This window comes from Kitasatospora sp. NPDC058184 (genome assembly GCF_042883725.1).
Classification (GTDB): domain Bacteria; phylum Actinomycetota; class Actinomycetes; order Streptomycetales; family Streptomycetaceae; genus Kitasatospora.
Genome location: NZ_JBHVVE010000016.1, coordinates 175,751 through 200,590, shown reverse-complemented (window position 1 = coordinate 200,590; position 24,840 = coordinate 175,751). Strand labels below are relative to the sequence as shown.

The window sequence follows — 24,840 nt, the reverse complement described above, 5'->3', positions numbered from 1 at the left end:
CACACCTTCGTAGGATCATCACCCTAGAATTCGCGGCGTGACGATGACTCAGTGGTCCGTAACGGCAACCGGCGTACTCGCCGTCCTCGCCCTCGTGGCCGCCGCGCGGTACCGCGCCGTGTCCGTCACCCAGCGCGGCCGCGCCGACCGGCTGCGCGGCGAACTCCTCGCCGTCCAGGAACAGCTGGCCACCGAGCTCTCCCGCCGCGGCGCCGAACTCGCCGCCGTCCAGCAGGAGCAGGAGCACACCGCCTCCACCCAGCGGGCCTTCCTCAGCGTCGCCCGCAGGATCCTGGTGATGGCCCACGACCAGCAGGCGCTGCTGGACGAGATGGAGCGCACCCACGACGACCCGACGCTGCTGGAGGGCCTGCTCAAGGCCGACCACGCGGCCGCCCAACAGGCCCGGCTGGCCCAGACCCTGGCCGTGCTGTGCGGCGCGCGGGCCGGCCGGCACTGGCCGGAACCGGTCTCCCTGGAGGACGTCGTCCGCGGCGCCCAGTCGCGCATCCTGCCGTTCCAGCGCGTGGTGGTGCGCAGCCGGACCGAGACCGCGGTGGTCGGCGCCGCCGCCGAGGCGCTGATCCACGCGATCGCCGAGCTGCTGGACAACGCCACCCGCTACTCCCCGCCCAGCACCCAGGTGTTCGTCACCCTGATGCCGGTCCACAACGGCGCCGTCATCGAGATCGACGACGGCGGCGTCGGCATGCCGGAACAGGCCGTCGCCAAGGCCGCCGCCGCGCTGGCCGGCGGCAGCACCCTGGAGGTCTCCCGGCTGGGCGAGGTGCCGCAGCTGGGCCTCGCCGCGGTCGGCCGGCTCGCCGAGCAGTACGGCTTCCGGGTCACGCTCAGCTCGGCGCCCTCGCCGTACGGCGGCGTGCGGGTGGTCCTGCTGCTGCCGAACGCGCTGCTCACCGAGCCGCTGCCGCCCACCGTCCCCGGCCTCGGGCCGGACGACCGGGCGTTCAACCCCGGCCCCCGGCCGGCCTCTCCCGCCGGCCACCCCCTGGTGGAGACCCCGCCGCCCGGCCGGCACGCCGCGACCGGTGACACCCCTCCCCCGCTGCCCCGCCGGAGCCACCGGCGCGGCCGCACGGGCCGCCCCGCCCAGCACGCCGCTCCCCCACCGCCGCCCGCGCCGCCGTACCGCTCGGCCCGGGACGCGCAGGCGTTCATGGCGATGTTCCAGGCCGGGACGGCCAGCGGCCGTTCCGCCGCCCGGGCCCAGTCCACCCCTTCCCTTCCCGCTTCCCCCCGACTTCCCCAGCGCTCCGGAGAGTTCCATGACCACCACCCCTGATCTCGGCTGGCTGCTCGCCGACATCATCGCCGTCCCGCAGGTCCAGCACGCCGTCGTCGTCTCCAACGACGGCCTGGAGATCGGCCGCAGCGCGGGCATCCCGCGCGACGACGCCGAACGGCTCGCCGCCGCCTGCTCCGGACTGCAGTCGCTGGCCCGCGGCGTCGCGACGGGCTTCGGCGGACCGGGCAGCGCCACCCGCCAGATCATCATCGAGTACGGCGGCGGCTACCTCTTCGTCGTCGCCGCCGGGGCCGGCGCGCACCTGGCCGTGGTGGCCGGCGAGGCGGTCGACGCCGGCCTGGTCGCCTACCAGATGCAGGTCCTGGTCGAGCGGATCGGCACCCACCTCACCAGCCCGCCGCGCGTCGACCACGCGGCGGGGGGCCACCGGTGAGCGGCCCGGTCCGGCCGTACGTCATCACCGGTGGGCGCAGCCGCCCCACCCGGTCCGATCTGGCCGTGGAGAGCCTGGTCAGCGCCGTGCCCGGACCATTAGGACTGCCCGAGCCGCCGGACCTGCCCGAGCACGAGCTGATCAACCGTGAGCACCGGCGCATCCTCGCGCTCTGCCACAGCCTGCTGTCCGTCGCCGAGGTGGCGGCCCACCTGGGGCTGCCGCTCGGCGTCGTCAAGGTGCTGGTCGGTGACCTCTGGGACCTCGGCGCCGTGCAGGTGCTCCCGCCCGTCCCCCAGGCCGAACGCCTGCCCGCAACCCTCCTGGAGGAGGTGCTCGTTGGCCTCCGCCAACTCCGCTGAAGCCGTCCCCGACGCCCCGGACGCACCGGGCGCCACCGACGCCGCCGGGTCCGCCGCCGGACCGCAGTACCTGCCCTCCTCGGTGCAGGGCGCGGTCAAGATCCTGGTCACCGGTCCGTTCGGGGTCGGCAAGACCACCCTGGTCGGCTCGCTGAGCGAGATCACCCCGCTGCGCACCGAGGAGACCATGACCGCCGCCAGCGCCGGCATCGACGACCTCACCGGTCGCGCCGGCAAGACCACCAGCACGGTGGCGCTGGACTTCGGCCGGATCACGCTCAACTCGCGGCTCGCGCTGTACCTGTTCGGCACGCCCGGGCAGCAGCGGTTCTGGCCGCTCTGGGACGACCTGTCGCACGGAGCGCTCGGCGCCATCGCCATGGTCGACCTGCGCCGCCCGGACGAGAGCTTCGACGTGCTCGGCCGGCTGGAGGAGCAGCGCATCCCGTTCGCGGTCGCGGTCAACACCTTCCCGGACACGCCGAGTTACCCGGAGGAGGAGCTGCGCTCGGCGCTGGACCTGCTGCCGGAGGTGCCGATCCTGCACTGCGACGCGCGCGACCGCCGGCAGTCCTACGACCTGCTGATCGACTTCGTCGACCACCTGCACCGCAACTCGATCCTGGAGCTCCAGGGATGACCTCCCCCGAACACCCGGGAGCCCCCGGGTGCCCCGTCGCCCACGGCGGCGGACGGCCCGGCGGGCTGCCCGTGGGCGTGCCGCTGACGCCGCTGTACGGCCCGGCCGTCGCCGAGGACCCGCACGGCCTCTACGCCCGGCTGCGCGAGCGCTACGGACCGGTCGCCCCGATCGAGCTGGAGCCCGGGGTCGAGGCCTGGCTCGTCCTCGGCTACGCCGAGCTGCTCGAACTCACCCGCAACGAGGCGCTGTTCTCCAAGGACTCGCGCCGCTGGCGGGTGCCCGCCGAGGGCCGGCTGGCGGCCGACTCCCGGCTGCTGCCGATGACCTCCTGGCGGCCCACCCTGCTCAACCTGGACGGCGCCGAGCACCAGCGGCTGCGCGCCGCCGTCTCCGACACCCTCGCCCAGATCGACCACCGCCAGCTGCGCGGCACCACCGAGGCAGCCGCCAACGGGCTGATCGACGGCTGGGGCCCGGACGGCACCGCCGACCTGGTCGCCCAGTACGCGCGCCGGCTGCCGCTGCTGGTCTTCACCCAGCTGGTCGGACTGCCGGTGGAGAGCGGGCCCCGGGTGGTCGAGCTGATCAGCCACTTCGTGGACAGCAGCGCGCAGTCGCAGCGCGCCGGACTGGAGTTCCAGGCACTGCTCGTCGACCTGGTGCGCCGCCGCCGGGCCGCCCCCAGCGCCGACCTCACCTCCTGGCTGCTCGCCCACCCGGCCGGGCTGACCGACGAGGAGGCGGTGCACCACCTGGTGGTGCTGATGGTCGCGGGCAACGAGACCTCGATCAACTGGACCGGCAACACGCTGCGGCTGCTGCTCACCGACCGGCGCTTCCGGGCCACCCTCACCGGCGGGCGGCTGACCGTCTCCGACGCGCTGGAGGAGGTGCTCTGGCGCGACCCGCCCACCCAGAACTTCCCCGGCCGCTGGGCCACCGGCGACACCGTGCTCGGCGGCCAGTACATCAGCGCCGGCGACATGCTCGTCCTCGGCCTGGCCGCGGCCAACGCCGACCCGGCCGCACAGGGCGTCTCGGCCGCCGCGCAGGGCTCGCTCGGCGGCAACCGGGCCCACCTCGCCTGGGGCGCGGGCCGGCACGTCTGCCCGGCCCAGCACCCGGCCCGGATCATCGTCGAGACCGCCGTCGAGACCCTGCTGCACCGCCTGCCGGACCTCCAACTGGCCGTACCGCCCGGCGAGTTGGCCTGGCGCCCGTCCCCGTGGTCCCGGGCCCTGACCGCCCTCCCGGTGCTCTACAGCGCCTTCACCCCGCCCCGCCCGCCCGCCCCCGAGAGGCCCGCATGGACACCACCACCGAATCCGGAACCCGCGCCGAGCCCGTCAGACTCGACCCCTTCGGCCGCGACCAGCACGGCGAGAACGCCCGACTCCGCGAAGCCGGCCCCGCGGTCCTGGTGGAGCTCCCTGGCGGGGTGGTGGTCTGGGCGGTAACCCACCACGACACCCTCCAGTCGCTGCTGTCCGACCCCCGGGTCGGCAAGGACGCCCGGCTCTGGACGACCTTCCGGGAGGGACGGCTGCCGGAGGGCTGGCCGCTGCTCAACTTCATCGTCGTCCCCGGCATGGTCACCGCCGACGGCGAGGACCACCGGCGGCTGCGCGGACTGGTCTCGCAGGCCTTCACCCCGCGCCGGATAGCCGACCTGGCCCCCGCCGTCGAGGCCCGGACGGTCGCGCTGCTGGACGGGCTCGCGAAGCTGGAGGGCGAGTTCGACCTGCGGCGGCACTTCGCCTACCCGCTGCCGATGCAGGTGATCGGCGAACTGCTCGGCCTCGGGCTGGCGGAGCAGGACGAACTGCACGAGCTGTCCGACACCATGGTCTCCAGCTCGGCCACCCCGGCGGCGGCGCTGGCCGCGCAGCGGGGCCTGAACGCGCTGCTGGCCTCGGTGGTGGCGGCCAAGCGGGCCGAGCCCGGCGACGACCTGACCACCGACCTGATCGCCGTCCACGAGGCGGGCGACCGGCTCAGCGAGGCCGAGCTGGTCGGCACCCTGCTGCTGATGCTGGTCGCCGGGCACGAGACCACGCTCAACCTGATCACCAACGCCGTCCGCGCCCTGCTCGCCCACCCGGACCAGCTGCGGCTCGTCCTGGACGGGGAGCAGCCGTGGTCGGCGGTGGTCGAGGAGACCCTGCGCTACGACTCCCCGGTCGGGCAGTTCCCGCTGCGCTACGCGAGCGAGGACATCGCGGTCGGCGACGTGGTGATCCGGCGCGGCGAGGCGCTGCTGGCCTCCTACGCGGCGGCCGGGCGGGACTCCGGGCACCACCCGGACGCGGACCGCTTCGACCTCACCCGGCAGCCCGCCAAGCACCTGTCGCTCGGCCACGGCCCGCACTTCTGCCTCGGCTCCGGGCTCGCCCGGATGGAGGCCGAGACGGCGCTGCGGCACCTGTTCACCCGCTTCCCGGGGCTGGCCCTCGCGGAGGGCCGGACCGACGAGCCGATCGCCTCGTTCGTCAGCAACAGCGTGCGCACCCTGTGGGTGACGGTCTGAGCCGACCGGTTACCTGAGGGCGGTCCGGGTCGTTCGGCAGGGCATGAAGAAACTCGCCACCCTGGCCGCCCTCACCATGGCGGGCCTCGCCCTCGCCGTCCCGGCGGCCTCCGCCACCTCCCAGACCGCCTCCTCGCCGGACGCCACCGGCGGGCTCACCGACGGGCTCGAAGTCTCCCCCGGCGACCTCGCCCTGCGGACCGTGGGCAAGCTCCCGCTGCTCGGCAAGCCCGCCAACGAGATCGAGGCGATCGGGACCAACCAGATGGCCCACCCGGGGCTCAGCGGGCAGATCCTGAACTGACCCGGCGCTCCGCCACCGGAGCGCGGGCGGCCGGCCGACCCCCGAACGGCCGGCCGCCCACGCCACCCGACGCACGACGACCGCTCGACCCGCGGCGCTCAGGCCGCCGGGTTCAGAGCGCGGACAGCCGGTTGAGCTCCGGGTAGCCCAGCCCCTGCGCGAGCGCGGTGAACGTGCCGCTCCCGTACACCTCCTCGGCGGCCCGGCGGACCGCCGCGTACGCCACCTCGGCCAGGCCCGGGCCCAGGCTGATCCGGGCCACGCCGAGCTTCGCCAGCTCGGCGACCGCCGGGGAGCCGGGGCCGGCCAGCACGTTCAGCGGCGCCGGGACGGCCCCGACCAGGGCGGCGATGGTCTCCGGGTCGGACACCCCGGGGACGAACACCCCGTCCGCGCCCGCCTCGACGTACGCCCGCAGCCGGTGCACCGCGTCGTCCAGCCGGCCCTCCGGGGCGCCGATCCCGCGCAGGAACACGTCGGTCCGGGCGTTGACGAAGAGCGGCACGCCGGCCGCGTCCGCCGCGGCCCGGGCGGCCGCGATCCGCTCGGCGGCCTCCGCCGGGGGGCGCCCCTCGTCCTCCAGGTTCACCCCGACGGCACCGGTGGCGAGCAGCGCGGCGACCGTCTCCCCGACCCCGGCGGCGGTGTCCGCGTAGCCGCCCTCCAGGTCCGCGGTGACCGGCAGGTCGACCGCGCGGACCACCTGGGCGGTCCGGGCCAGCACCTGCCCGGGGTCGGCGCCGCCGCCGTCCGCGCTGCCGAGCGACCAGGACACGCTCGCGCTGGCCGTCGCCACCGCCCGCGCCCCGGCGGCGGCCACCAGCCGGGCGCTCGGCACGTCCCAGGCGTTCGCCAGCACCAGCGGCTCGCCCGGGCGGTGCAGCTCCCGCAGCAGCCGGGCCCGCTCCCGCCGGACGGCGGGGTCCGCGGCGCTCACCTGGCGGCCGGGCTCATGCGGGTGGACACGCCGATCCGGTTCCAGGCGTTGATGGTGGCGATCAGCGCGATCAGCTGGGCCAGCTCGGTCTCGTCGAACCGCGCGGCGGCCTCCGCGTACACGGCGTCCGGCACGTGCCCCTGGGTCAGCAGGGTGACGGACTCGGTGAGGGCCAGGGCGGCGCGCTCGCGGGCGGTGAACCACGGGGTCTCGCGCCAGGCCGGGAGGGAGACCAGGCGGTGGTCCTGCTCGCCGTGCTTGCGGGCGTCGGTGGCGTGCATGTCGATGCAGAAGGCGCAGCCGTTGATCATCGAGGCGTGCACCTTGACCAGCTCGGCGATGACCGGGTCGACGCCCTCCCGGGAGGCCCGGTCCACGGCGACCATCGCCTGGTAGTAGGCGGGGGCGAGCTTGTGCATCAGCAGGCGCTGCTCGGGGGCGGGCACCGGGGCGCCGTCCGTACCGGCCGTCCCGTCCGCGGTCGCGCGCGTGGTCTCGTTCGTCGTCATGGTCGCCAGCCTAGGAGCGGGGTGGCCTGCCGTCCTGGTGCGTTCGGCCGCGCGTTCCTTGGGCCACTTCCGGCGTGCGAACGACCGTGCGAGGATCGCCGGCAGGAGATCACCGCCAGGAGGTCTCCGACAGGACGAGGTCAGGGGGCCCGGTCGTGTGCACGGCGTTCGTCAGCATCGAGCCGGAAGCGGCCGTGCCGGTGCTGCTGCTGTCCGTCCGGGACGAGTACCTGGGCCGCGCCTGGCTGCCGCCGGACCACCACTGGCCGGACCGGCCCGACCTGCTCGGCGGACTGGACCTCGCGGCCGGCGGCACCTGGCTGGCCGTCGACCCCGTCCGGCGCACCGCCGCCTGCCTGCTGAACGGCTTCGGCCCGCTCGCCCCCGCCGAGGCCCGGCGCACCCGCGGCCGGCTGCCGCTCACCGCCGTCCGGGAGGGCGGCATCGGCCACCTCGACCTCACCCCGTACGACCCGTTCCACCTCGTCCTGGTCCGGGCCGACGGGGCCCGGGTGTCCAGCTGGAGCGGCGGACGGCTGGACGAGCGCGAACTGCCGTCCGGCCTGAGCGTGGTGCTCAACGACGGGCTGGAGGGCCGGGCGGCCGACCGGACCACCTCCGAGCGGATCCGCGACCTGATGGCCGCGCGGGCCGCCCACTTCCGGTCCCGCCTCACCGCCGAACCCCGGCCCGAACCGACCACCGACGGGCCGGCCGCCGCGGCCTGGGGCGGATGGCTGCCGATCGTCGCCGGGGACGGGCTGGCGCCGGACGCGGACGCCGCGCTGATCCAGCGGCGCGACTTCGGCGACGGGCGGATCTGGGGGTCCTCGTCGATCTCGCTGCTCGCGCTCGGGCCGGACCTGCTGCGCTACGACTTCGCGGCCGCGCCGGTGGCCGCGGACAGGCCGGGGTGGCGGCGGGTGGCGACGGGCTGACCCGCCGGGTCGCGGCGGGCGGCTGCGGGCGGCGCCGGGAAAAGGGCTTGCACCTGACGCTGCGGGAGGCGGCATCGTGGCCCGGGTCGAGCCCGAAGGAGACCGCCGTGACCCGCCCGGACCCCCCGCGCCGCCCCCGCCGCCTGCTCGCCGTCCTGACCGTCGCCCTGCCGCTGGCGGGCATGCCGGCCGCGGTGACCGCCGTCGTCCTGCTCGGCGACGCGGCGCACCGGGCCGTCCCGTCCGCCACCGTCCTGGCCTCCGTGGCGGCGGCGCTGATCGGGCACCTCGCCCCCGGTGTCCCGCAGCCGTACGGTCGGTGAACTTCCGACGGCGGGGCTGCCGAACGTCTACATGCGCGTAGTAGCTTCGCGAGGGCCCCCGACCCGGCCGGCCACCGACCCCCCGAGCGAAGGTGCGCGATGTCGACCCTGACCTACCCGGAAGCGATAGGCGTCGGCCTGCTCCAGGGCGTGACGGAACTCTTCCCGGTCTCCAGCCTCGGCCACAGCATCCTGCTGCCCGCCCTGGTCGGCGGGCGGATCCAGCACGACCTCGACATGACCGCCGAGGGCTCCTCGTACCTCGCCGCCCTGGTCGCCCTGCACCTGGCCACCGCGCTCGCCCTGGTGGTCTACTTCCGCAAGGACTGGGTCCGGGTGGTCGAGGGGCTGTTCGGCTCGATCCGGCACCGCCGGGTGGAGACCCGCAACGAGAGGCTCGCCTGGCTGCTCGTGCTGTCCACCATCCCGGTCGGCGTGGCCGGCCTCGCGCTGGAGAAGGCCCTGCGCAACGCGCTCGGCAAGCCCGTCCCGGCCGCGGTCTTCCTCGCCCTCAACGGGCTCGTGCTGCTCGGCGCCGAGCGGCTCAAGCGCGGCGGCACCGGCCGCCGCCGGGCCGGACACTCCGCCGGACACCCCGCCGACGAGCCGGGCCTGGACCCGGCGATCGCCTCCGACCACCGGCTGACCAGGCTCGGCTACGGGCAGGGCGCCTGGATCGGCGCCGCGCAGATCCTCGCGCTGTTCCCGGGCATCAGCCGCTCCGGCGTCACCATGAGCGCCGGCATCCTGCGCGGACTGCACCACGAGGACGCCGCCCGGTTCTCCTTCCTGCTCGCCACCCCGGTCATCCTGGCCGCCTCGGTGCTCAAGGTGCCCGAGCTGTTCAGGCCGGAGAACTCCGGCGTGCTCGGCCCCGTCCTCGCGGGCAGCCTCGCCGCCTTCGTGGCCGGCTACGTCTCGGTGCGGTTCCTCACCCGGTACTTCGAGACCCGCAGCCTGACGCCGTTCGCGCTGTACTGCTTCCTGGCCGGCGTCGGCAGCGCGGTCTACCTGTCGCTCTGAGCCGTCCGGCCGCCGCTCCGGGCCGTCCGGCCACCGCTCTTCGCCGTACGGGCCGCCTCGCCCAGGATCCCGGCGAGGTCGGCCGGCCGGGAGAACATCGGCCAGTGCCCGGTGTCCAGCTCCACCAGCCGCCAGTGGCCGTCCGCGACCAGCCCGGCGACCACCGGCGGCGGCTCCGGCCAGTCCATCAGGCACTTCACGTACACCGCCGGGAGCCCGCTCAACGGGCCCTCCAGGAACGCCGGTTCGGTCAGCGAGGGGCCCGGGTGCGGGGTCGCCCCCGCGGCGATCCGGGCGATCTGCCCGACCGTCAGCCCCTGCTCGGCGAACTCGGCCGGCGGCAGCGGCGGCCACCAGCCCCCGTGCGCGGCCAGGTCGGCCCGCAGCGCGGCCGGCTCCGGCAGCTGGTCGGCGAAGGACTCCCCCGCCACCGGCACGTTGGCGTCCACCAGGACCAGCCCGGCCAGCCGCCCGCCGATCCGCTCGGCGGCCTGGCCCACCGGGATGCCCGAGTAGCTGTGCCCGACCAGCACCACCTCGCGCAGGTCCAGCCGCTCCACCTCCGCGACGACGTCCGCCACGTGCGCCTGCTGCCCGGCGGGCGCGCCGCGCTTCTCCGCGAGCCCGGAGAGCGTCAGCGGGTACGCCCCGTGCCCGGCCGCGCGCAGCTCCGCCACGACCTCGTCCCACGCCCAGGCGCCGAGCCAGGCGCCCGCCACCAGCACAAAGTTCGCCATGGGCGGCACCGTAGCGCGCGAGTGTGACGGCGGCCCGGAAAGCGACGGGAAACACCACGTGGAGGAACGGTGGGGGCGCCCCGCCCGCGCCCGGGCGCCCCCGGCGGTTCCGGGTCAGCCGGTGGTGAGGCCCAGGGCGGCCAGCCGGGTCGGGTCGGTGAGGATGTCCAGCCCGGTGATCCGGCCCCCGTGGACGGTGAACGACATGACCGACAGCGGACGGCCCCCGGCGAAGGACACCACCCCGGGCGAGCCGTTGACCAGCACCAGCCGGCCGTCGGCGGCGAAGCGGGCGAAGGCGATCGCCTGCGAGGCGACGTCCGCCGCACCGCGGCGCAGCACGCTCGGCACCAGCGTGCCGCCGTCCGACCGGGCCACCACGTCCGGGTCGAGCACCGTCAGCAGAGCGTCGAAGTCCCCGCCCCGGGCGGCCCGCAGGAAGGCCTCCACCACCTCGCGCTTGCGGGCGTCGTCGGAGTCCGCGGCCGGGGTCGCGCCCTGGACCCGGCGGCGGGCGCGGCTGGCCAACTGCCGGGTGGAGGCGGAGGTCCGGCCGAGCACCTCGGCGATCCCGTCGAAGGGCACCTCGAACATGTCGTGCAGCACGAAGGCCACCCGCTCCGCCGGGGAGAGCGTCTCCAGGACCACCATCAGCGCGATCCCGACCGAGTCCGCGACCAGCACCTCGTGCACCGGGTCCAGCGCCGACAGCCCGCCGACCACCGGGTCCGGCAGCCGCACCCGGCCCTCCTGCTCGGGCAGCGGATCCTCCCGGCGGGAGGCACGGGAACGCAACTGGTCCAGGCAGACCCGGCCGACCACGGTGGTGAGCCACGCCCCGAGGTTGCGCACCCCGCCCACATCGCTGCGGCCCAGCTTCAGCCAGGCCTCCTGCACGGCGTCCTCGGCCTCGGCGAGCGACCCGAGCATCCGGTAGGCCACCGCCCGCAGCCGGGGGCGCTCCGCCTCGAAACGCCGGGCCAGTTCGGCCAGTTCGGTCGGCTCGGCCGGTTCGACTGCTTCAGCCGGCTCGGCCGATTCGGCCGGGAGGTTCTCCTCGCTCACCCTGTCACATCCTCGGGTCGGGATCCGTCGGTCCAGTGACGGACGCTAACCGACCGGGAGGACACGATGAGGAGGAGCCCTCCGGCGCCACCCGGTGACCCCGCCCGCGCCCCCTGGCGACAGGCGAGAATGGAGGCCGTGAGCACCTCCCGGACCACCTCCTGGACCACCTTCGGCGGCGACCTGCACCTGGACCTCACCGAGCGCCGGGCCGCCGGCGCCGGACTGCGGGCCGCCCTGGAGGACGCGCTGCGCGAGGCCGTCCAGGACGGGCGGCTCACCCCCGGCACCCGGCTGCCGTCCTCCCGGGCGCTCGGCGAGGACCTCGGGATCGCCCGCAACACCGTGGTCGAGGCGTACGGCCAGCTCACCGCCGAGGGCTGGCTCAGCTCCCGGCAGGGCTCCGGCACCACCGTCGCCCGGCGGACGGTCCCGGAACCGGTCCAGGGCCGGCGGCCGGCCCCCCGGGCGGTACGGGCGCGGCAGACCGCCCGGTACGACCTGATGTCCGGACGGCCCGACCTCTCGCTCTTCCCCCGCACCGCCTGGCTGGCCGCCGCCCGCCGCGCCCTCGCCACCGCGCCGCACGAGGCCCTCGACTACGGCAGCCCGCTCGGCCGGATCGAACTGCGGCAGGCGCTCACCCACTACCTGGCCCGGGTCCGCGGGGTGCGCACCGACCCCGACCACCTGCTCGTCTGCACCGGCGTCACCCAGGGCCTCGGCCTGCTCTGCGCCGCCCTGCGGGAACGCGGCGCCCGCACGCTGGCCGTCGAGGAGTACGGGCTGCCGCCGCAGCACGCGGTCGCCCGGGCCGCCGGACTCGCCACCGCCCCGGTGCCGCTGGACGCGGACGGCGCCCTGGTCGACCGGCTCGACCCCCGGGCCGGCGCCGTCCTCCTCACCCCCGCCCACCAGTTCCCCACCGGCGCGGCACTCTCCGCCGACCGGCGGGCCGAGGCGGTGCGGTGGGCGCGGGAGCAGGACCGGTACGTCATCGAGGACGACTACGACGGCGAGTTCCGCTACGACCGGCAGCCGCTCGGCGCGATGCAGGCGCTGGACCCGGAACGGGTGGTGTACGCCGGGACGGCCGCCAAGAGCCTCGCGCCGGGCCTGCGGCTGGCCTGGCTGGCCCTGCCGGACGCGCTGGTCGAGCCGGTCGCCCGGCTGAAGGCGCTGGCCGACACGATGTCCCCGGTGCTGGACCAGCTGACGCTCGCCGAACTGATCACCTCCGGCACGTACGACCGCCATGTACGGCGCTGCCGGCTGCACTACCGGCGCCGGCGCGACCACCTGGTCGCGGCGCTCGCCGAACACGCCCCGCAGGTCCGGGTCACCGGCATCGCGGCCGGCCTGCACGTCGTCATCCGGCTGCCGCCCGGCTCCACCCCCGAACCCGAACTCCTCGCCCGCGCCCAGCAGGCCGGCCTCGCCCTCCACGGCCTCGCCTGGCACCGCACCACCCCGTCCCCCGACGAAGCCCCGACCGCCCTGGTCATCGGCTACGCCACCTCACCGGACCACGCCTTCCCGGCGGCGGTCCAGGCCCTCTGCGAACTGCTGCGCGGGGCCTGAGCGGGAAGGGGAGAAGGCAGGTGGGCCGGGCCGGTGCGGGAACGGCGGTCCGCCCGCCCCCTCGGGGGTGGGGGCGGGCGGACGGTTCGGGGTGTGAACTACTTGTTCCGGCTGCCGAGTTGGAACAGGAGGATGATGAACCCGGCGAAGAGGTGGCAGCCGACGGTGTAGAGCACCAGGCGGTGGTAGACCCGCTTGTTGGCCCACTTGCCGGCGTCCATGGTCTTCGGGCCGGCCGGAGTGTCGGCACCGGCGGCCGGGTTCTCGGCGTCGGCGGCCGGGGTGACGGTGGTGGTGGGATCGGCCATGGTGATCTCCTCCGGGGTGTTCTGACGGCAGGTCAGTGAACGGCGGCGGGGCCGCCGCCGAGGCAGAGTTCGCCGCCGGGGCTCTGCAGCAGGGTGTGGACGAAGAGCAGTTCGACGCCGCTGTCCGACTCTGCGGCGATGCAGTGCGGGGTGAGCGAGTCGTAGTGGGCGGAGTCGCCCACCGCGAGGTGGTGGACGCGGTCGCCGAGGGTGACGCGGAGCGCGCCCTTGAGGACGTACAGCCACTCCTCGCCCGGGTGGACCCGGACCACCGTGTCCTGCACGCCCGGCGGGACGTGCACCCGCAGGGCCTGCATCGCGCGGCCGGGGGCGCCGGCCCGCCGGTAGCCCCAGCCACCGGCCCGGCCGGGTTCGATGGCGCCGCCGCGGACGATCGGGTCCGGCTCGGCGAGGGTCTCGCCGAGCAGGCCGGAGACCGAGGTCCCGTACGCGCGGGCGAGGCCGAGCAGGACGGGCAGCGACGGCTGCCGGCGGCCGGTTTCCAGTCGGGACAGATAGGCTGGGGAGAGCCCGACCCGCCCGGCGGCCACCTCCAGCGTGAGACGGCTGCTGAGCCGGTGCTCACGGAGACGGGCGGCGAGGCCGGCGACCTCCTGGTCGTCGAGCTGTTCGCCTGCTGCGGCGGCGCCGGTGGAGCTGCTGGTCATGTGTCCAGTGGACACCCGCCGTGCCGCACGGGCAAGAATTTTGCCTCAGAGGCAAGACCTCTCCGACAGGCGCCCCGACCGGCCCCCGCTCACGGCCGCGGGATGTTCCGCAGGTTGCTCCGGGCCAGGTCGACCATGCGTCCGACGCCGCCCGAGAGCACTGTCCGGCCCGCCGCCAGCGCGAAGCCCTTCAGTTGGGCGGCGGTGATGTGCGGCGGGATGGAGAGCGCGTTGGGGTCGGTGACCACGTCCACGAGGGCCGGGCCCGGCCGCTCCAGCGCCTCGACCAGCACCTCCCGGACCCGGGCCGGCTCGGTCACCCGCTTGGCCTGGATGCCCATCGCCCGGGCGATCCCGGCGTAGTCCACGTCCCCGTTGTCGATCTCGAACTCCGGGTAGCCGGAGACCAGCATCTCCAGCTTGATCATGCCGAGCGCGCCGTTGTTGAAGACCACCGTCTTCACCGGCAGCCGGTGCTTGGCCACCGTGAGCAGCTCGCCGAGCAGCATGCCGATCCCGCCGTCGCCCGCCATCGCGACCACCTGCCGCCCGGGGCAGGCGAGTTGGGCGCCGATCGCGTGCGGGAGGGCGTTGGCCATCGAGCCGTGCAGGAAGGAGCCGATCACCCGGCGGCGGCCGTTGGGCTGGAGGTAGCGGGCGGCCCAGACGTTGTTCATGCCGGTGTCCACGGTGAACACGGCGTCCTCGGCGGCCACCTCGTCGAGCACCGAGGCGACGTACTCGGGGTGGATCGGCAGGTGCTTCTCGATGTCCCGGGTGTACGCGCCGATCACGTCCTCCAGCGACCGGCAGTGCTTGCGCAGCATCCCGTCCAGGAAGGCGCGGTCGCGCTTGGCGTCGAGCAGCGGCAGCACGGCCCGCAGGGTGGCGGCCACGTCGCCGTGGACGGCGAGTTCGAGGGCGGTGCGGCGGCCGAGCCGGGTGGCGTCGTGGTCGACCTGGACGGTGTGCGCCTGCGGCAGGAAGGAGTCGTACGGGAAGTCGGTGCCGAGCAGCACCACCAGGTCGGCGGAGTGCAGCGCCTCGTGGCAGGCCCCGTAGCCGAGCAGGCCGCTCATGCCCACGTCGTACGGGTTGTCGAACTGGATCCACTCCTTGCCGCGCAGGGAGTGGCCGACCGGCGCGTTCAGGGCCTGCGCGGCGGCCATCACCTCGGCGTGCGCCCCGCGCACCCCGGCGCCGCAGAACAGCACCACCTTGCGGGCCGCGTTGAGCAGCCGGGCCAGTTCCTGCACCTGGGACCAGGGCGGGGCGGCGACGGCCTGCTCGGTGAGGAAGTGGCTGGTGCCGGTGGGGGCGGCGGCGGAGAGCGCGGCGACGTCCCCGGGGAAGGCGAGCACCGAGACGCCGTGCGAGCCGAGCGCGTGCTGGACGGCGACCCGCAGCAGGCGGGGCAGCTGGGCGGGGGTCGAGAGCATCTCGCACCAGGTGCTGCAGTCGGTGAACACCCGCTCGGGGTGGGTCTCCTGGAAGAAGCCGGTGCCGATCTGCCCGGACGGGATGTGCGAGGCGAGCGCGAGCACGGGCAGGCCGCTGCGCTGGGCGTCGTACAGCCCCTGGACGAGGTGGGTGTTGCCGGGGCCGCAGGAGCCGGCGCAGACCGCGAGCCGGCCGGAGAGTTCGGCCTCGGCGGCGGCCGCGAAGGCGCCGGCCTCCTCGTTGCGCACGTGCACCCAGCTGATGCCGTCGGCCCGCCGGATGGCGTCCACGACGGGGTTGAGGCTGTCCCCGACCACGCCGTAGACCCGCTCCACCCCGGCCTGCCGGAGCACCTCCACCATCTGTTCGGCCACGCTCGGCACGGCGGCGACTCCTTCGCTGGGGCGGCTCCACGGGACACCAGCACTCTCCGGGGCGGCCGGGGGCGGCGCAGCCGGGGCGGGGCGAACGGGTGAGGCGGCGGACCCGGGAGCGCGGGAGCGGGGTACGGGCTACTCGGCCGCCAGGTGGTCCTGCTGGCCGAGCTTGCCCGCCGCGAGGCCGGCCTGGGGCTTGCGGCGGCCGGGTTCGCGGCCCGGGGGCTGGGCGACCCGTTCCTGGGCGGGCGGGGCGGTGGTCGGCAGGGCGACCGGGGCACCGGACTTGACCTGCACCGCCTCGCCGTCGTGCCGGACGTGGAGGACCTCGCCGCGGCGCAGCGTGTACGTCGTCCGCTCGTGGGTGATCTCGACGCCGAGCAGGTGCCCGCGCACCAGCAGCGAGAAGCTCAGCCGCATCAGCCCGGACGGCAGCCGGGGCCGGAACGAGAGCGCCTCGCCGTGGTCGCGCAGCCCGCCGAAGCCGGCCACCAGGGCGATGCAGGCCCCGGCGAGCGAGGCCATGTGCAGGCCGTCGCGGGTGTTGCCGCCGAGGTCGTGCAGGTCCATCAGCGCGGCCTCGGCCGTGTAGTCGTAGGCGAGGTCGAGCTGGCCGACCTCGGCGGCGATCACCGCCTGGGTGCAGGCGGAGAGCGAGGAGTCCCGGACGGTCAGCCGCTCGTAGTAGGCGAAGTTGCGGGCCTTCTGCTCGTCGGTGAAGGCGTCGCCGCGGACCTGCATGGCGAGCACCAGGTCGGCCTGCTTGACCACCTGCTTCCGGTACAGATCGAAGTACGGGTAGTGCAGCAGCAGCGGGTAGTTCTCCGGCGGGGTGTGCTCGAAGTCCCAGACCTGGTGGTGGGTGAAGCCGTCGGCCTGCGGGTGCACGCCGAGGTCCTCGTCGTACGGGATGTACATCGCGGCGGCCGCGTCGCGCCAGGCGGCGGTCTCCTCGGTGTCCACGCCGAGCAGCGCGGCCTCGTGCGGGTTGCGGACGGCGGCCTCGGCGGCGGCGCGCAGGTTGGTCTGCGCCATCAGGTTGGTGAAGACGTTGTTGTCCGCGACGGCGCTGTACTCGTCGGGGCCGGTGACGCCCTCGATGCGGAACCTCCCGGCCACGTCGTGGTGGCCGAGCGAGCGCCACATCCGGGCGGTCTCGACGAGCAGTTCGAGCCCGTACTCGCGCTCGAACTCCGCGTCGCCGGTGGCCCGGACGTAGCGGGCGACGGCGGCGGCGATGTCGGCGCCGATGTGGAAGGCCGCGGTGCCGGCCGGCCAGTACCCGGAGCACTCCTCGCCGCGGATCGTCCGCCACGGGAACACCGCGCCGGACAGGCCGAGTTGGACCGCCCGCTCGCGGGCCAGCGGCAGGGTGGTGTGCCGCCAGCGCAGGGCCTGGTTGACGGCGGCGGGCAGGCAGTAGGTGAGCACCGGCAGGACGAAGGTCTCGGTGTCCCAGAAGCTGTGCCCGTCGTAGCCGGGCCCGGTCAGCCCCTTGGCGGGGATGGCCCGCTCCTCGCTGCGGGCGCCGGCCTGCAGGACGTGGAAGACGGCGAACCGGACGGCCTGCTGGAGTTCGACGTCGCCCTCGATCTCGATGTCGCTGGTCTCCCAGAACTCCTGGAGGAATTCGGCCTGTTCGGCGATCAGCCCGTCCCAGCCGGTGTACCGGGCGGCGGTCAGCGCGGCCTCCACCTGGTCCCGGACGGCGGGCAGCGAGCGGGTGCCGGACCAGCCGTAGGCCATGAACTTGGTCAGCCGCAGCCGCTGTCCGGCCTTGAGCACGGTGGTGACGCTGATCCGGCACTGGTCGGCGTCGGCCTCGGCGACGGTGTCGGACTTCTCCGGCCCCTCGATGATGTGGTCCATCCCGGCCGCGACCCGGATGCCGCTGTACCGGGTGCGGTGCACCAGGATGGCCTTGGTCCCGCTGGCGTGGTGCGCCTCGGGCTGCAGCGGCGCCTCCAGCACGGCGGCGGCCCGCGGGTCGCCCTCGGGGCCGCCGGGCAGCTGCTCGTTGGCGACCAGCTCGGACTGGAGCACGATCCGCACCGGGCCGTCCACCGCCTCGACGCTGTACTCGACGGCGGCGACGGCGCGCTGGGTGAGCGAGACCAGTCGGGAGGAGCGCACCCTGATCGTCCGACCGGCCGGGGAGGTCCACTCCGCCTCGCGGTGCAGCAGGCCCTCGCGGACGTCCAACCAGCGCTTGTGGCTGACGAGTTCGCCGTAGCGCAGGTCGAAGGGCTCGTCGTCCACCAGCAGCCGGATGATCTTGCCGTTGGTCACGTTGATGACGCTCTGGCTGGACTCCGGGTAGCCGTAGCCGCCCTCGCCGTACGGCAGCGGGCGCAGCTCGAAGACGCCGTTGAGGTAGGTGCCGGGCAGGCCGTGCGGCTCGCCCTCGTCCAGGTTGGCGCGCAGGCCGATGTGGCCGTTGGAGAGCGCGAAGACCGACTCGGCGCGGGCCATCGAGGCCAGGTCCAGGCCCTGTTCGGTGATCTGCCAGGGGTCGATCGCGAAGTTCTTGTCCCCGGGAGTCATGCCTCCTCCTCCCCCAGGAGCTCGGAGAGGTCCTGGACGACCACGGTGGCGCCGTCCCGGCGCAGTTCGGCGGCCTGGCCGGTGCGGTCCACCCCGACCACCGCGCCGAAGCCGCCGGCCCGGCCGGAGGCGACCCCGGCGAGCGCGTCCTCGAAGACCGCGGCGTGGGCGGGTTCGACGCCGAGGGCGCGGGCGGCGTACAGGTAGGTGTCGGGGGCCGGCTTGCCGGGCAGTCCCTCGGCCTTGGCGGTGTTGCCGTCCACGATCACCTCGAACAGTTCCTCGATGCCGGCCGCCCGCAGCACGTCCCGGCAGTTGGCGCTGGAGGAGACCACGGCGCTGGGCAGCCCGGCCGCGCGCAGCCGGTGCACGTAGTCGACCGAGCCCTGGTACGCCTGGACGCCCTGCTCCCGGATCAGCCGCAGCACGGTGTCGTTCTTGGCCCGGCTGATCCCTTGCACCGTGGGGGAGTTGGGCGGATCGTCCGGGGTGCCCTCGGGCAGGTCGACGCCCCGGCTGCGCAGGAACGCGCGGGTGCCGTCCAGGCGCGGGCGGCCGTCCACGTAGGTGTCGTAGTTGGTGACGGCGTCGAAGGGGACGAACTGGCCGCCGGTGCGGGCGGCTTCGGCGCGCAGGAAGGCGTCGAAGGTGTCCTTCCAGGCCGCGGCGTGCACCTTCGCGGTCTGGGTGAGCACCCCGTCGAGGTCGAAGAGGAAAGCACGGATGTCGTCCGGTAGCCCCAGCATGGGTGCAGTCTTACCCGGGAACGGGGGGAAGCCGCCCATTTCCCGGCGGCGCGTCGCGGGAAGGGCGGCTTCCGGTTGCCGGGCGGGGCCGGACCGGACCGGACCGGACCGGGGCGGGGCGGCGTCACGGCGCCGGGGCGGCGTTACGGCGCCGGGGCGGCGTTACGGCGCCGGGGCGGCGTTACGGCGCCGGGGCGGCGTTACGGCGCCGGGGCGGCGTTACGGCGAGTCGGGCATCTGCGCCTCGGGCGCCTCGATGACCGCGAAGACCGCGCCCTGCGGGTCCTGGACCACCGCCATCCGGCCGGACTGCATGTCGAAGGCCGGCTGGATCACCGAGCCGCCCGCCTTGACCAGGGCGTCCACCGTGGAGTCGGCGCCGTCCACCGAGAAGTAGGTCATCCAGTGCGAGGGCGTCCCGGCCGCCAGGTAGCCGGGGATCGCCTGCATGCCGCCCACCGTGCGGTCGGCGACGTTGAGCGAGAAGTAGCCGTCCATGCCCTGGATGGTGGCCGGGCGCAGCCCGAGGGCCGGCTGGTAGAAGCGGCCGGCCGCGCCGGTGTCGGCGGTGTTGAGCTCGTTCCAGACCAGTGCGCCGGGCTCGTTGACCACGCCCGCGCCGATGAAGTCCATCGCCTGCCAGACCCCGAACACCGCGCCGGTCGGGTCGGCGGCGACCAGCATCCGGCCGATCGTGCCGACGTCCATCGGGTCGTACAGGACCGTGCCGCCGGCCTCGGTGATGGACGCCCGGGCCGCGTCGGCGTCGTCCGAGGCGAGGTAGGTGGTCCAGGCGACGGGCGGCGTCGGCTGCCCCTCGGGCGCCGCCTGCGCCATGATCCCGGCGACCGGCCGGCCGTTGAGCATGCACACGGCGTAGCCGCCGAACTCGGCCGGGCCGACCTCGCCCTGCCAGCCGAACAGGTCGCGGTAGAAGTCGAGCGCGGCCTGCTGGTCGCTCGCCATCAGGTCGACCCAGCACGGGGTGCCGGGCTTGTACGGATCGGTGACTACGGGCATTGCTGGGCCTCCCGGAGGCGGTGGTGGCCGGCTGTGGTGGTCGGGACGGTCGGAGCGGTCGGGCCCTCGTCCCGGCCGGGCCTGGTGGGGGTACGGCCCGGCCGGGACGACGGCGGTACACCGCCACCTTCGGCCCGCCGTCGCGATCCCGCCACCGGACGGCGCCCTGGCGGGCGACCGGCGGCCGGACCGTCACGGGGCTCGGGCGGGGTGCTCACGGGCTGTTCACCGGGGCTGTTCCCCGAACTCTTCCCCGGGCTGCTCACGGGGCGTCGTGGTGGTGCCCGGTGACGAAGTACGGCTGCACCTTGCCGCTCTGCGCGTAGTCCTTGAGCCGGACCAGCAGTTCGGCCCAGGTGCCGGCCACCGCCGGGACGCCGTCCTCGCTGCCCGGCTGCCAGCCGCCGTGCCGGAACAGCAGCCGGGTGCGCCCGGGCACGGCGGGCCGGCCGGGCTCGGAGGCGGTGGGCTCGTCGGGGGCGACGGGCTGGTCGGACAGTTCCCAGCTGATCCAGGTGCCGGCCCAGTGCGGTGGGAAGGACCCGGCGTTGGTCCACACCACCCGGTCCCGGTCGGCCCGCTCCACCCGCAGCCGGAACGGCTCGGGGACGTCGGGGAAGTCGAACAGCAGGACGTCGCCGTCCCGGTCCACGCCGGTGGTCCACCAGGCGGTCAGCCCGTCGTGCGTGGTGAGTGCGGCGAGCACCACGTCCCGGGGCGCGGCGATGTCGAGCTGGAGGGCGATCTCGGGCATGGGTCCGCCTTTCGGTGGCCGCCGGATTCCCTTACGCCCACCATGGCACGACCCCCGGACCCGCGCGCCCCGGAGGGGGCGCCGGCCCGGGGGTCGTCCCCGTCGTTCCGGTGGGTGCGGTCGTTCCGGTGCGGTCAGCCGCCGCTGCCGTAACTGGTGTTCGCGCAGATGTCGTCGTCCGCCGAGCGGGCGTCGTTGGTGATGGTGGTCGGCAGCGGCTGCGGGGGCGCCGGGACGCCCGGGGTGGCGGCCGTCGCGCCGCCGCCGGCGGGGGCACCGGTCGACATCCCCATCGCGGCCGCGAAGTCCTGGCCGGTGATCACCGAGATGCCCCGGGCGGTGCTGGACTCCAGGCTGGCGCCGGGGAACAGCGCGGCGACCTTCTCGGCGTTCGCCTTCTGCCCGGTGCCGTACTCGATCGTGGTGGTCTTGTACTTGGTGCTCGCGGCCTGGCCCGCCGTGCTGGCGGTGAACTTGGCGCCCTTCAGCAGTTCGGTCGCCTTGCCGGCCAGGCCGTTGGTCATCGTCCCGTTGTAGACCGCCACCCTGATCGCCGAGTTGGACGTGTCCGCGGCCGGGGCGGCCGGGGTGGTGGGCGCGGCGGGCTGCTGCGGAGCCGGGCCGGTGCCGTCCGCCGGGGCGTCCGGCTGCTGGCCGGTGGCGTTCTGGCCGTCGATGGTCTGGTCGGCCTTGAGGGTCTCCCAGAGCTTGTTGGCGTCCGGCTGGACCAGGTCGAGGTCCTTGTCCTGGGTGCGGAAGCGCCAGGGTGCCGTCACGAACTTCAGGTCGTGCATGTCGATGTTCTTCAGCGACAGGCCGAAGGAGGCCAGCTTGTCGGCCGAGTCCAGGCCCGGGTCGACGACCAGGGACTTGGTCGCGGCGTCGGCCAGCGGCAGGAGGGTGGTGGGGTTCATCCCCTCCTTCTTGATCTTGGTGGCGAGCGAGCCGAGGAAGGCCTGCTGGCGCTTCATCCGGCCGATGTCCGAGCCGTCGCCGATGCCGTGCCGCAGCCGGACGTAGTCGAGCGCCTGCTGGCCCTCCACGGTCTGCTTGCCCTGCGGGAGGACGAGGTCGCCCTTCCTCTTCAGGTTGGGGTTGATGTCCCCCTCGTAGATCGGCTTCGGCAGGCAGATGTCCACGCCGTTCACGGCCTTGGTCATCGCGGCGAAGCCGTTGAAGTCGACGACGAGGGTGTGGTCGACGCGGATGCCGGTGAGCTTCTCCACCGTGTTCTGGGTGCAGGCCGGGTTGCCGTCGTCGCTGCCGCCCATCGAGAACGCGGCGTTGAACAGGTCGGTGTTGCCGCCCTTGGTCCACTTGCCGTTGGGCAGCTTGCAGGACGGCAGCTCGACCTTGGCGTTGCGCGGTATCGAGATGCCGACGGCGTGCTTGTGGTCGGCGTAGACGTGCAGCAGGATCGTGGTGTCCGAGCGGGCGCCGCCGTCGTCGGCGCCGCCGCCGAGGTCGGAGTTGTTCTTGCCGCGGCTGTCCGAGCCGATCAGCAGCACGTTGACCGGCCTGTTGCCGTCCGCGTCGGCCTTCGCCTCCGGGGGGCGGTTGCGGGCTATGGCGTCGGCGTCGAAGGACTTGATGTTGGCGTTCAGCTTGAGGTAGATCGCGCCGCCGACACCGGCGATGACCACCAGCACGCCCGCCGTCGACCAGGCGACGATCTTCTTCACGTTCTTCTTGGGCTTGGCGCTCTTGCGCGCCGCGGCCCGGCCGCCACCCGCGGCGGCCGCGGCACCCGCGGTGGCCGAACCGCCACCCTTGCCCTGCGCGGCACGGCGGGCCTCCGCCCGGCCACCGCTGCGCGGACCGGGCACTGAGCTCTCGGCATCTTCCGTCGTGGGCATGTCCTCGCCCCGAGCCGGGCTCTCGCCCCTCCGACCTGACATGCGCGTACCTTTCACCGACGGAAGCGACGCCCCTGACGATCCGGCGCACCGCACACAGAGAGACGGCCCGAACCGTTCCCAGGTTGCACATACGACCGTCACCACTAACCGACGATCGTGGCTTCCGATCATATTTAGGCCCGACACGATCACCGACCCTCGGCCCTCGGACAACCCCGCCGACCGACGGGCAACACCACCGCAGAACAGTCGAAAACGCCCGATTCCGACGTGACCCATGCCACTCCACCGGTCCGCGTCCACACCGAATTCCAGCCACCGGCACGGCAGGTGGGGACGCCACGCGATCGGCACCGGCCGCGGGGCGCGAACCGGCCACGGACGGCAGCGGATCGGCCCACCCCCGGACCAGGCACCCCAACGCCCTCGCACGCACCGGAGTTGGGCACGCGGGGCAGGCCCGGGCGGCTTCCGCCAGGACCGGCCGCGGCCCGTGGCGGCGCGCGGCTCCGGGCGGCGGAACGCCCACGCCCGGGAACGGCGGAGGCCGGATCGGAGAACATCCCGATCCGGCCTCGGTGCGGTGGGGCGCCAGGGGCTCGAACCCTGAACCTACGGATTAAAAGTCCGCAGCTCTGCCAATTGAGCTAGCGCCCCGCGGCCCTGGAACACCCGGGGTTCCGGGTGGGAGGACCACGGCGATCCTACCCGGTGGGGCCCAGGGCTCCGCCAGTGGATTGCGCGGGCGTGCCGGGGTTGTGGAGCGGGTCTTGAGGCGGTGTGTAGTGGGCGGCGCGGACCCGGCGGAGCCAGGCCTCGACGGGGCGCGGGTCGGGCGCGGCGGGCAGCACGCCGGGGCCGGCGAGGCGGTCGGCGGCGTCGGCCAGCAGGCCCTCCGCGAGGGCGGGGTGGTCGGCGATGCGTTCGCCCAGTTCGCGGATGCGTTCGGGGTCGGGCAGCCGGATCGGGTTGCGGCCGGTCTCGTGCAGGCGGACGGCCTGCTCGACCAGCCGGACCAGGTGCCGGGCGTGCTTGGCGGCCCGGCGGCGGGTGGCCGGGTCGGTGGTGTCGCGGGTCAGCAGCTTGCGGAACTGCTGGTCGGCGTAGCCGAGGTAGGCCTTCCGTACGGCCGGTGCGCTGAGGAAGGCCGTGCGCAGGCCGACCAGTTCGTCGCCGAGCGGGGTGCGGACCTCGTAGAGCCCGTCCGGCAGCCAGACCAGCTCGGAGGCGGTCGGGTTGCAGTTCAGCGCCAGCCGGCACCACTTGGCGGCCTCGTGCAGGGTGAGGTCCGGCGCGGTGGTCACCTGGGACTCCGCCGGGCGGTGCAGGCCGTGCAACTCCTCGGTGGGGGTGGCGAACAGGCCCAGCCGGTCGAGGTCGGAGCCGGCGTGGGCGAAGCCGTACGCGGTGGAGCCGACGATGCCCGAGAGCAGCACCGTGCCGGGGACGGACGGAGGGACGGGAGCAACGGGAACGGCGGACATCGGCGGACTCCTCTCGTACGGACGGGCGGGCACCGCATCCTCGTCCGGGCATCCTCGCCGGAGCGGGCCGCGCCGGGCGAGCGAATTCCGCTCCGGCGCCGGCCCGGCCGCCGATACCGGGCCCCGAGGATCGCGGCCCCGCGGGCGGCCGCGGCGGGTGTCCCCGGCCGGGCCGCCGGGTAGCGTACGGGCCATGTCGACCACCCTGACCGATGAGGTCCTGATCGTCACCGGCGCCAGCCGCGGCATCGGTGCCGCCACCGCCCTGCTGGCCGCCCGCCGCGGCTACCGGGTCTGCGTCAACTACCGTACGGACGAGGCCAACGCGGCCGCCGTCGTGGAGAAGATCCGGGCCGACGGCGGCACCGCCCTCGCGGTCCGCGCCGATGTCAGCCGCACCGCCGGGGTGGAGCGGCTGTTCACCACCGTGGACGCCGAACTCGGCCCGCTCACCGGGCTGGTGAACAACGCCGGCACGCTGGAGCAGCAGTGCCGGCTGGAGGAGATCGACGAGGACCGGCTGAACCGGATCTGGGCCGCCAACATCACCGGCCCGTTCCTCTGCGCGGCCCAGGCCGTCCGCCGGATGTCCACCCGGTACGGCGGGCACGGCGGCGCCATCGTCAACGTCGGCTCGGCGGCCTCCCGGATCGGCTCGCCGAACGAGTACGTCGACTACGCGGCCGCCAAGGGCGCGGTGGACTCGATGACCCGCGGCCTGGCCCTGGAGGTCGCCGCCGAGGGCATCCGGGTCAACACGGTGCGACCGGGGCTGATCCACACCGGCATCCACGCGCTCGGCGGCGAGCCCGGCCGGGTCGACCGGGTCGCGCCCAACCTGCCGATGCGCCGCGGCGGGCAGCCGGAGGAGGTCGCCGAGGCGGTCCTCTTCCTGCTCTCCCCGGCGGCCTCGTACACCACGGGGGCGTTCCTGGAGGTCTCGGGCGGGCGCTGAACAGCCCGGTTCCGTACCGGAGGGGGCCGGTTTCGG

Annotated in this window: 25 protein-coding genes and 1 tRNA gene; 12 read left to right on the top strand and 14 right to left on the bottom strand. The window is 74.8% G+C overall.

Features of this window, described 5'->3' with window-relative positions; translation table 11 throughout:
* The first annotated feature begins 43 nt into the window (after window positions 1-43).
* From ACFVXH_RS28165 to ACFVXH_RS28135, 7 genes are all read left to right on the top strand, one after another.
* On the top strand, window positions 44-1,303 hold the full coding sequence (locus tag ACFVXH_RS28165; protein WP_074002076.1) for a sensor histidine kinase: 1,260 nt from the start codon (window positions 44-46) through the stop codon (window positions 1,301-1,303).
* Window positions 1,287-1,700 (top strand): roadblock/LC7 domain-containing protein, encoded by a 414-nt coding sequence (locus tag ACFVXH_RS28160; RefSeq protein WP_049653168.1) that lies wholly within the window; start codon window positions 1,287-1,289, stop codon window positions 1,698-1,700. The genes ACFVXH_RS28165 and ACFVXH_RS28160 overlap by 17 nt, the downstream gene beginning before the upstream one ends.
* Window positions 1,697-2,062, top strand: a complete 366-nt coding sequence (locus tag ACFVXH_RS28155) for a DUF742 domain-containing protein (protein WP_049653167.1) — start codon at window positions 1,697-1,699, stop codon at window positions 2,060-2,062. The genes ACFVXH_RS28160 and ACFVXH_RS28155 overlap by 4 nt, the downstream gene beginning before the upstream one ends.
* Before the next feature lie 70 nt (window positions 2,063-2,132).
* A complete protein-coding gene (locus ACFVXH_RS28150; protein ID WP_387828398.1) occupies window positions 2,133-2,702 on the top strand; it encodes an ATP/GTP-binding protein in 570 nt (189 codons plus the stop codon).
* Entirely contained in the window at window positions 2,699-4,162 is a 1,464-nt protein-coding gene (locus ACFVXH_RS28145) for a cytochrome P450 (RefSeq protein WP_241852825.1), read from the top strand. The genes ACFVXH_RS28150 and ACFVXH_RS28145 overlap by 4 nt, the downstream gene beginning before the upstream one ends.
* A complete protein-coding gene (locus ACFVXH_RS28140) occupies window positions 4,147-5,232 on the top strand; it encodes a cytochrome P450 (protein WP_380777003.1) in 1,086 nt (361 codons plus the stop codon). Before ACFVXH_RS28145 ends, ACFVXH_RS28140 begins: the two co-directional genes overlap by 16 nt.
* Before the next feature lie 43 nt (window positions 5,233-5,275).
* The gene (locus tag ACFVXH_RS28135) at window positions 5,276-5,536 is read left to right on the top strand and encodes a hypothetical protein (protein ID WP_049653159.1); all 261 of its coding nucleotides are present in this window, start codon (window positions 5,276-5,278) and stop codon (window positions 5,534-5,536) included.
* Between the two features lie 112 nt (window positions 5,537-5,648).
* On the opposite strand, the gene ACFVXH_RS28130 is transcribed toward ACFVXH_RS28135, so the two are convergent.
* Together ACFVXH_RS28130 and ACFVXH_RS28125 are read right to left on the bottom strand one after the other, a co-directional pair.
* Window positions 5,649-6,473 (bottom strand): isocitrate lyase/phosphoenolpyruvate mutase family protein, encoded by an 825-nt coding sequence (locus ACFVXH_RS28130; RefSeq protein WP_380779099.1) that lies wholly within the window; start codon window positions 6,471-6,473, stop codon window positions 5,649-5,651.
* Window positions 6,470-6,982: a carboxymuconolactone decarboxylase family protein gene (locus ACFVXH_RS28125; RefSeq protein WP_387828346.1), complete on the bottom strand. Its 513-nt coding sequence runs from the start codon at window positions 6,980-6,982 to the stop codon at window positions 6,470-6,472. Before ACFVXH_RS28125 ends, ACFVXH_RS28130 begins: the two co-directional genes overlap by 4 nt.
* A gap of 155 nt (window positions 6,983-7,137) precedes the next feature.
* Between ACFVXH_RS28125 and ACFVXH_RS28120 the strand changes: the two genes are divergently transcribed.
* From ACFVXH_RS28120 to ACFVXH_RS28110, 3 genes are all read left to right on the top strand, one after another.
* Window positions 7,138-7,920 carry an NRDE family protein gene (locus tag ACFVXH_RS28120; RefSeq protein ID WP_387828343.1) on the top strand — a complete coding sequence of 261 codons (783 nt, stop codon included), beginning with the start codon at window positions 7,138-7,140 and terminating at the stop codon, window positions 7,918-7,920.
* A 107-nt stretch (window positions 7,921-8,027) separates the two neighbouring features.
* The gene (locus ACFVXH_RS28115; RefSeq protein ID WP_074002072.1) at window positions 8,028-8,243 is read left to right on the top strand and encodes a hypothetical protein; all 216 of its coding nucleotides are present in this window, start codon (window positions 8,028-8,030) and stop codon (window positions 8,241-8,243) included.
* A gap of 99 nt (window positions 8,244-8,342) precedes the next feature.
* The gene (locus ACFVXH_RS28110; protein WP_387828340.1) at window positions 8,343-9,266 is read left to right on the top strand and encodes an undecaprenyl-diphosphate phosphatase; all 924 of its coding nucleotides are present in this window, start codon (window positions 8,343-8,345) and stop codon (window positions 9,264-9,266) included.
* Here the strand turns inward: ACFVXH_RS28110 and ACFVXH_RS28105 are convergent.
* On the bottom strand, window positions 9,251-10,003 hold the full coding sequence (locus ACFVXH_RS28105) for an alpha/beta fold hydrolase (RefSeq protein WP_380739966.1): 753 nt from the start codon (window positions 10,001-10,003) through the stop codon (window positions 9,251-9,253). The genes ACFVXH_RS28110 and ACFVXH_RS28105 overlap by 16 nt on opposite strands.
* A 114-nt stretch (window positions 10,004-10,117) precedes the next feature.
* The gene (locus ACFVXH_RS28100) at window positions 10,118-10,996 is read right to left on the bottom strand and encodes a sigma-70 family RNA polymerase sigma factor (RefSeq protein ID WP_375876795.1); all 879 of its coding nucleotides are present in this window, start codon (window positions 10,994-10,996) and stop codon (window positions 10,118-10,120) included.
* Between the two features lie 210 nt (window positions 10,997-11,206).
* Here ACFVXH_RS28100 and ACFVXH_RS28095 point away from each other — a divergent pair, with 210 nt between their 5' ends.
* Window positions 11,207-12,649 (top strand): PLP-dependent aminotransferase family protein, encoded by a 1,443-nt coding sequence (locus tag ACFVXH_RS28095; RefSeq protein WP_387828336.1) that lies wholly within the window; start codon window positions 11,207-11,209, stop codon window positions 12,647-12,649.
* A 98-nt stretch (window positions 12,650-12,747) separates the two neighbouring features.
* On the opposite strand, the gene ACFVXH_RS28090 is transcribed toward ACFVXH_RS28095, so the two are convergent.
* The 10 genes from ACFVXH_RS28090 to ACFVXH_RS28045 form a co-directional block, all read right to left on the bottom strand.
* A complete protein-coding gene (locus tag ACFVXH_RS28090) occupies window positions 12,748-12,957 on the bottom strand; it encodes a DUF6126 family protein (RefSeq protein ID WP_049651771.1) in 210 nt (69 codons plus the stop codon).
* Between the two features lie 32 nt (window positions 12,958-12,989).
* Window positions 12,990-13,625, bottom strand: coding sequence for a helix-turn-helix domain-containing protein (locus ACFVXH_RS28085; RefSeq protein WP_049651770.1), 636 nt, complete (start codon window positions 13,623-13,625; stop codon window positions 12,990-12,992).
* Window positions 13,626-13,714: 89 nt separating this feature from the next.
* A complete protein-coding gene (locus ACFVXH_RS28080; protein ID WP_387828395.1) occupies window positions 13,715-15,427 on the bottom strand; it encodes a pyruvate dehydrogenase in 1,713 nt (570 codons plus the stop codon).
* A gap of 150 nt (window positions 15,428-15,577) precedes the next feature.
* Window positions 15,578-17,986, bottom strand: a complete 2,409-nt coding sequence (locus ACFVXH_RS28075) for a glycoside hydrolase family 65 protein (RefSeq protein WP_387828332.1) — start codon at window positions 17,984-17,986, stop codon at window positions 15,578-15,580.
* Complete coding sequence (locus tag ACFVXH_RS28070) at window positions 17,983-18,732, bottom strand: HAD family hydrolase (protein ID WP_387828329.1); 750 nt, start codon at window positions 18,730-18,732, stop codon at window positions 17,983-17,985. The genes ACFVXH_RS28075 and ACFVXH_RS28070 overlap by 4 nt, the downstream gene beginning before the upstream one ends.
* A 219-nt stretch (window positions 18,733-18,951) precedes the next feature.
* Complete coding sequence (locus ACFVXH_RS28065; protein WP_049651767.1) at window positions 18,952-19,752, bottom strand: VOC family protein; 801 nt, start codon at window positions 19,750-19,752, stop codon at window positions 18,952-18,954.
* A 262-nt stretch (window positions 19,753-20,014) separates the two neighbouring features.
* A complete protein-coding gene (locus ACFVXH_RS28060) occupies window positions 20,015-20,506 on the bottom strand; it encodes an SRPBCC domain-containing protein (protein WP_387828325.1) in 492 nt (163 codons plus the stop codon).
* Window positions 20,507-20,640: 134 nt separating this feature from the next.
* Entirely contained in the window at window positions 20,641-22,362 is a 1,722-nt protein-coding gene (locus ACFVXH_RS28055; RefSeq protein ID WP_387828322.1) for an LCP family protein, read from the bottom strand.
* Between the two features lie 587 nt (window positions 22,363-22,949).
* A tRNA-Lys gene (locus tag ACFVXH_RS28050) sits at window positions 22,950-23,022 on the bottom strand.
* A 47-nt stretch (window positions 23,023-23,069) separates the two neighbouring features.
* A complete protein-coding gene (locus ACFVXH_RS28045) occupies window positions 23,070-23,849 on the bottom strand; it encodes a DNA polymerase beta superfamily protein (RefSeq protein ID WP_387828319.1) in 780 nt (259 codons plus the stop codon).
* A gap of 193 nt (window positions 23,850-24,042) precedes the next feature.
* On the opposite strand from ACFVXH_RS28045, the gene ACFVXH_RS28040 reads away from it, so the two are divergent.
* Window positions 24,043-24,804 (top strand): SDR family oxidoreductase, encoded by a 762-nt coding sequence (locus tag ACFVXH_RS28040; protein WP_387828316.1) that lies wholly within the window; start codon window positions 24,043-24,045, stop codon window positions 24,802-24,804.
* The last annotated feature ends 36 nt before the right edge of the window (window positions 24,805-24,840 follow it).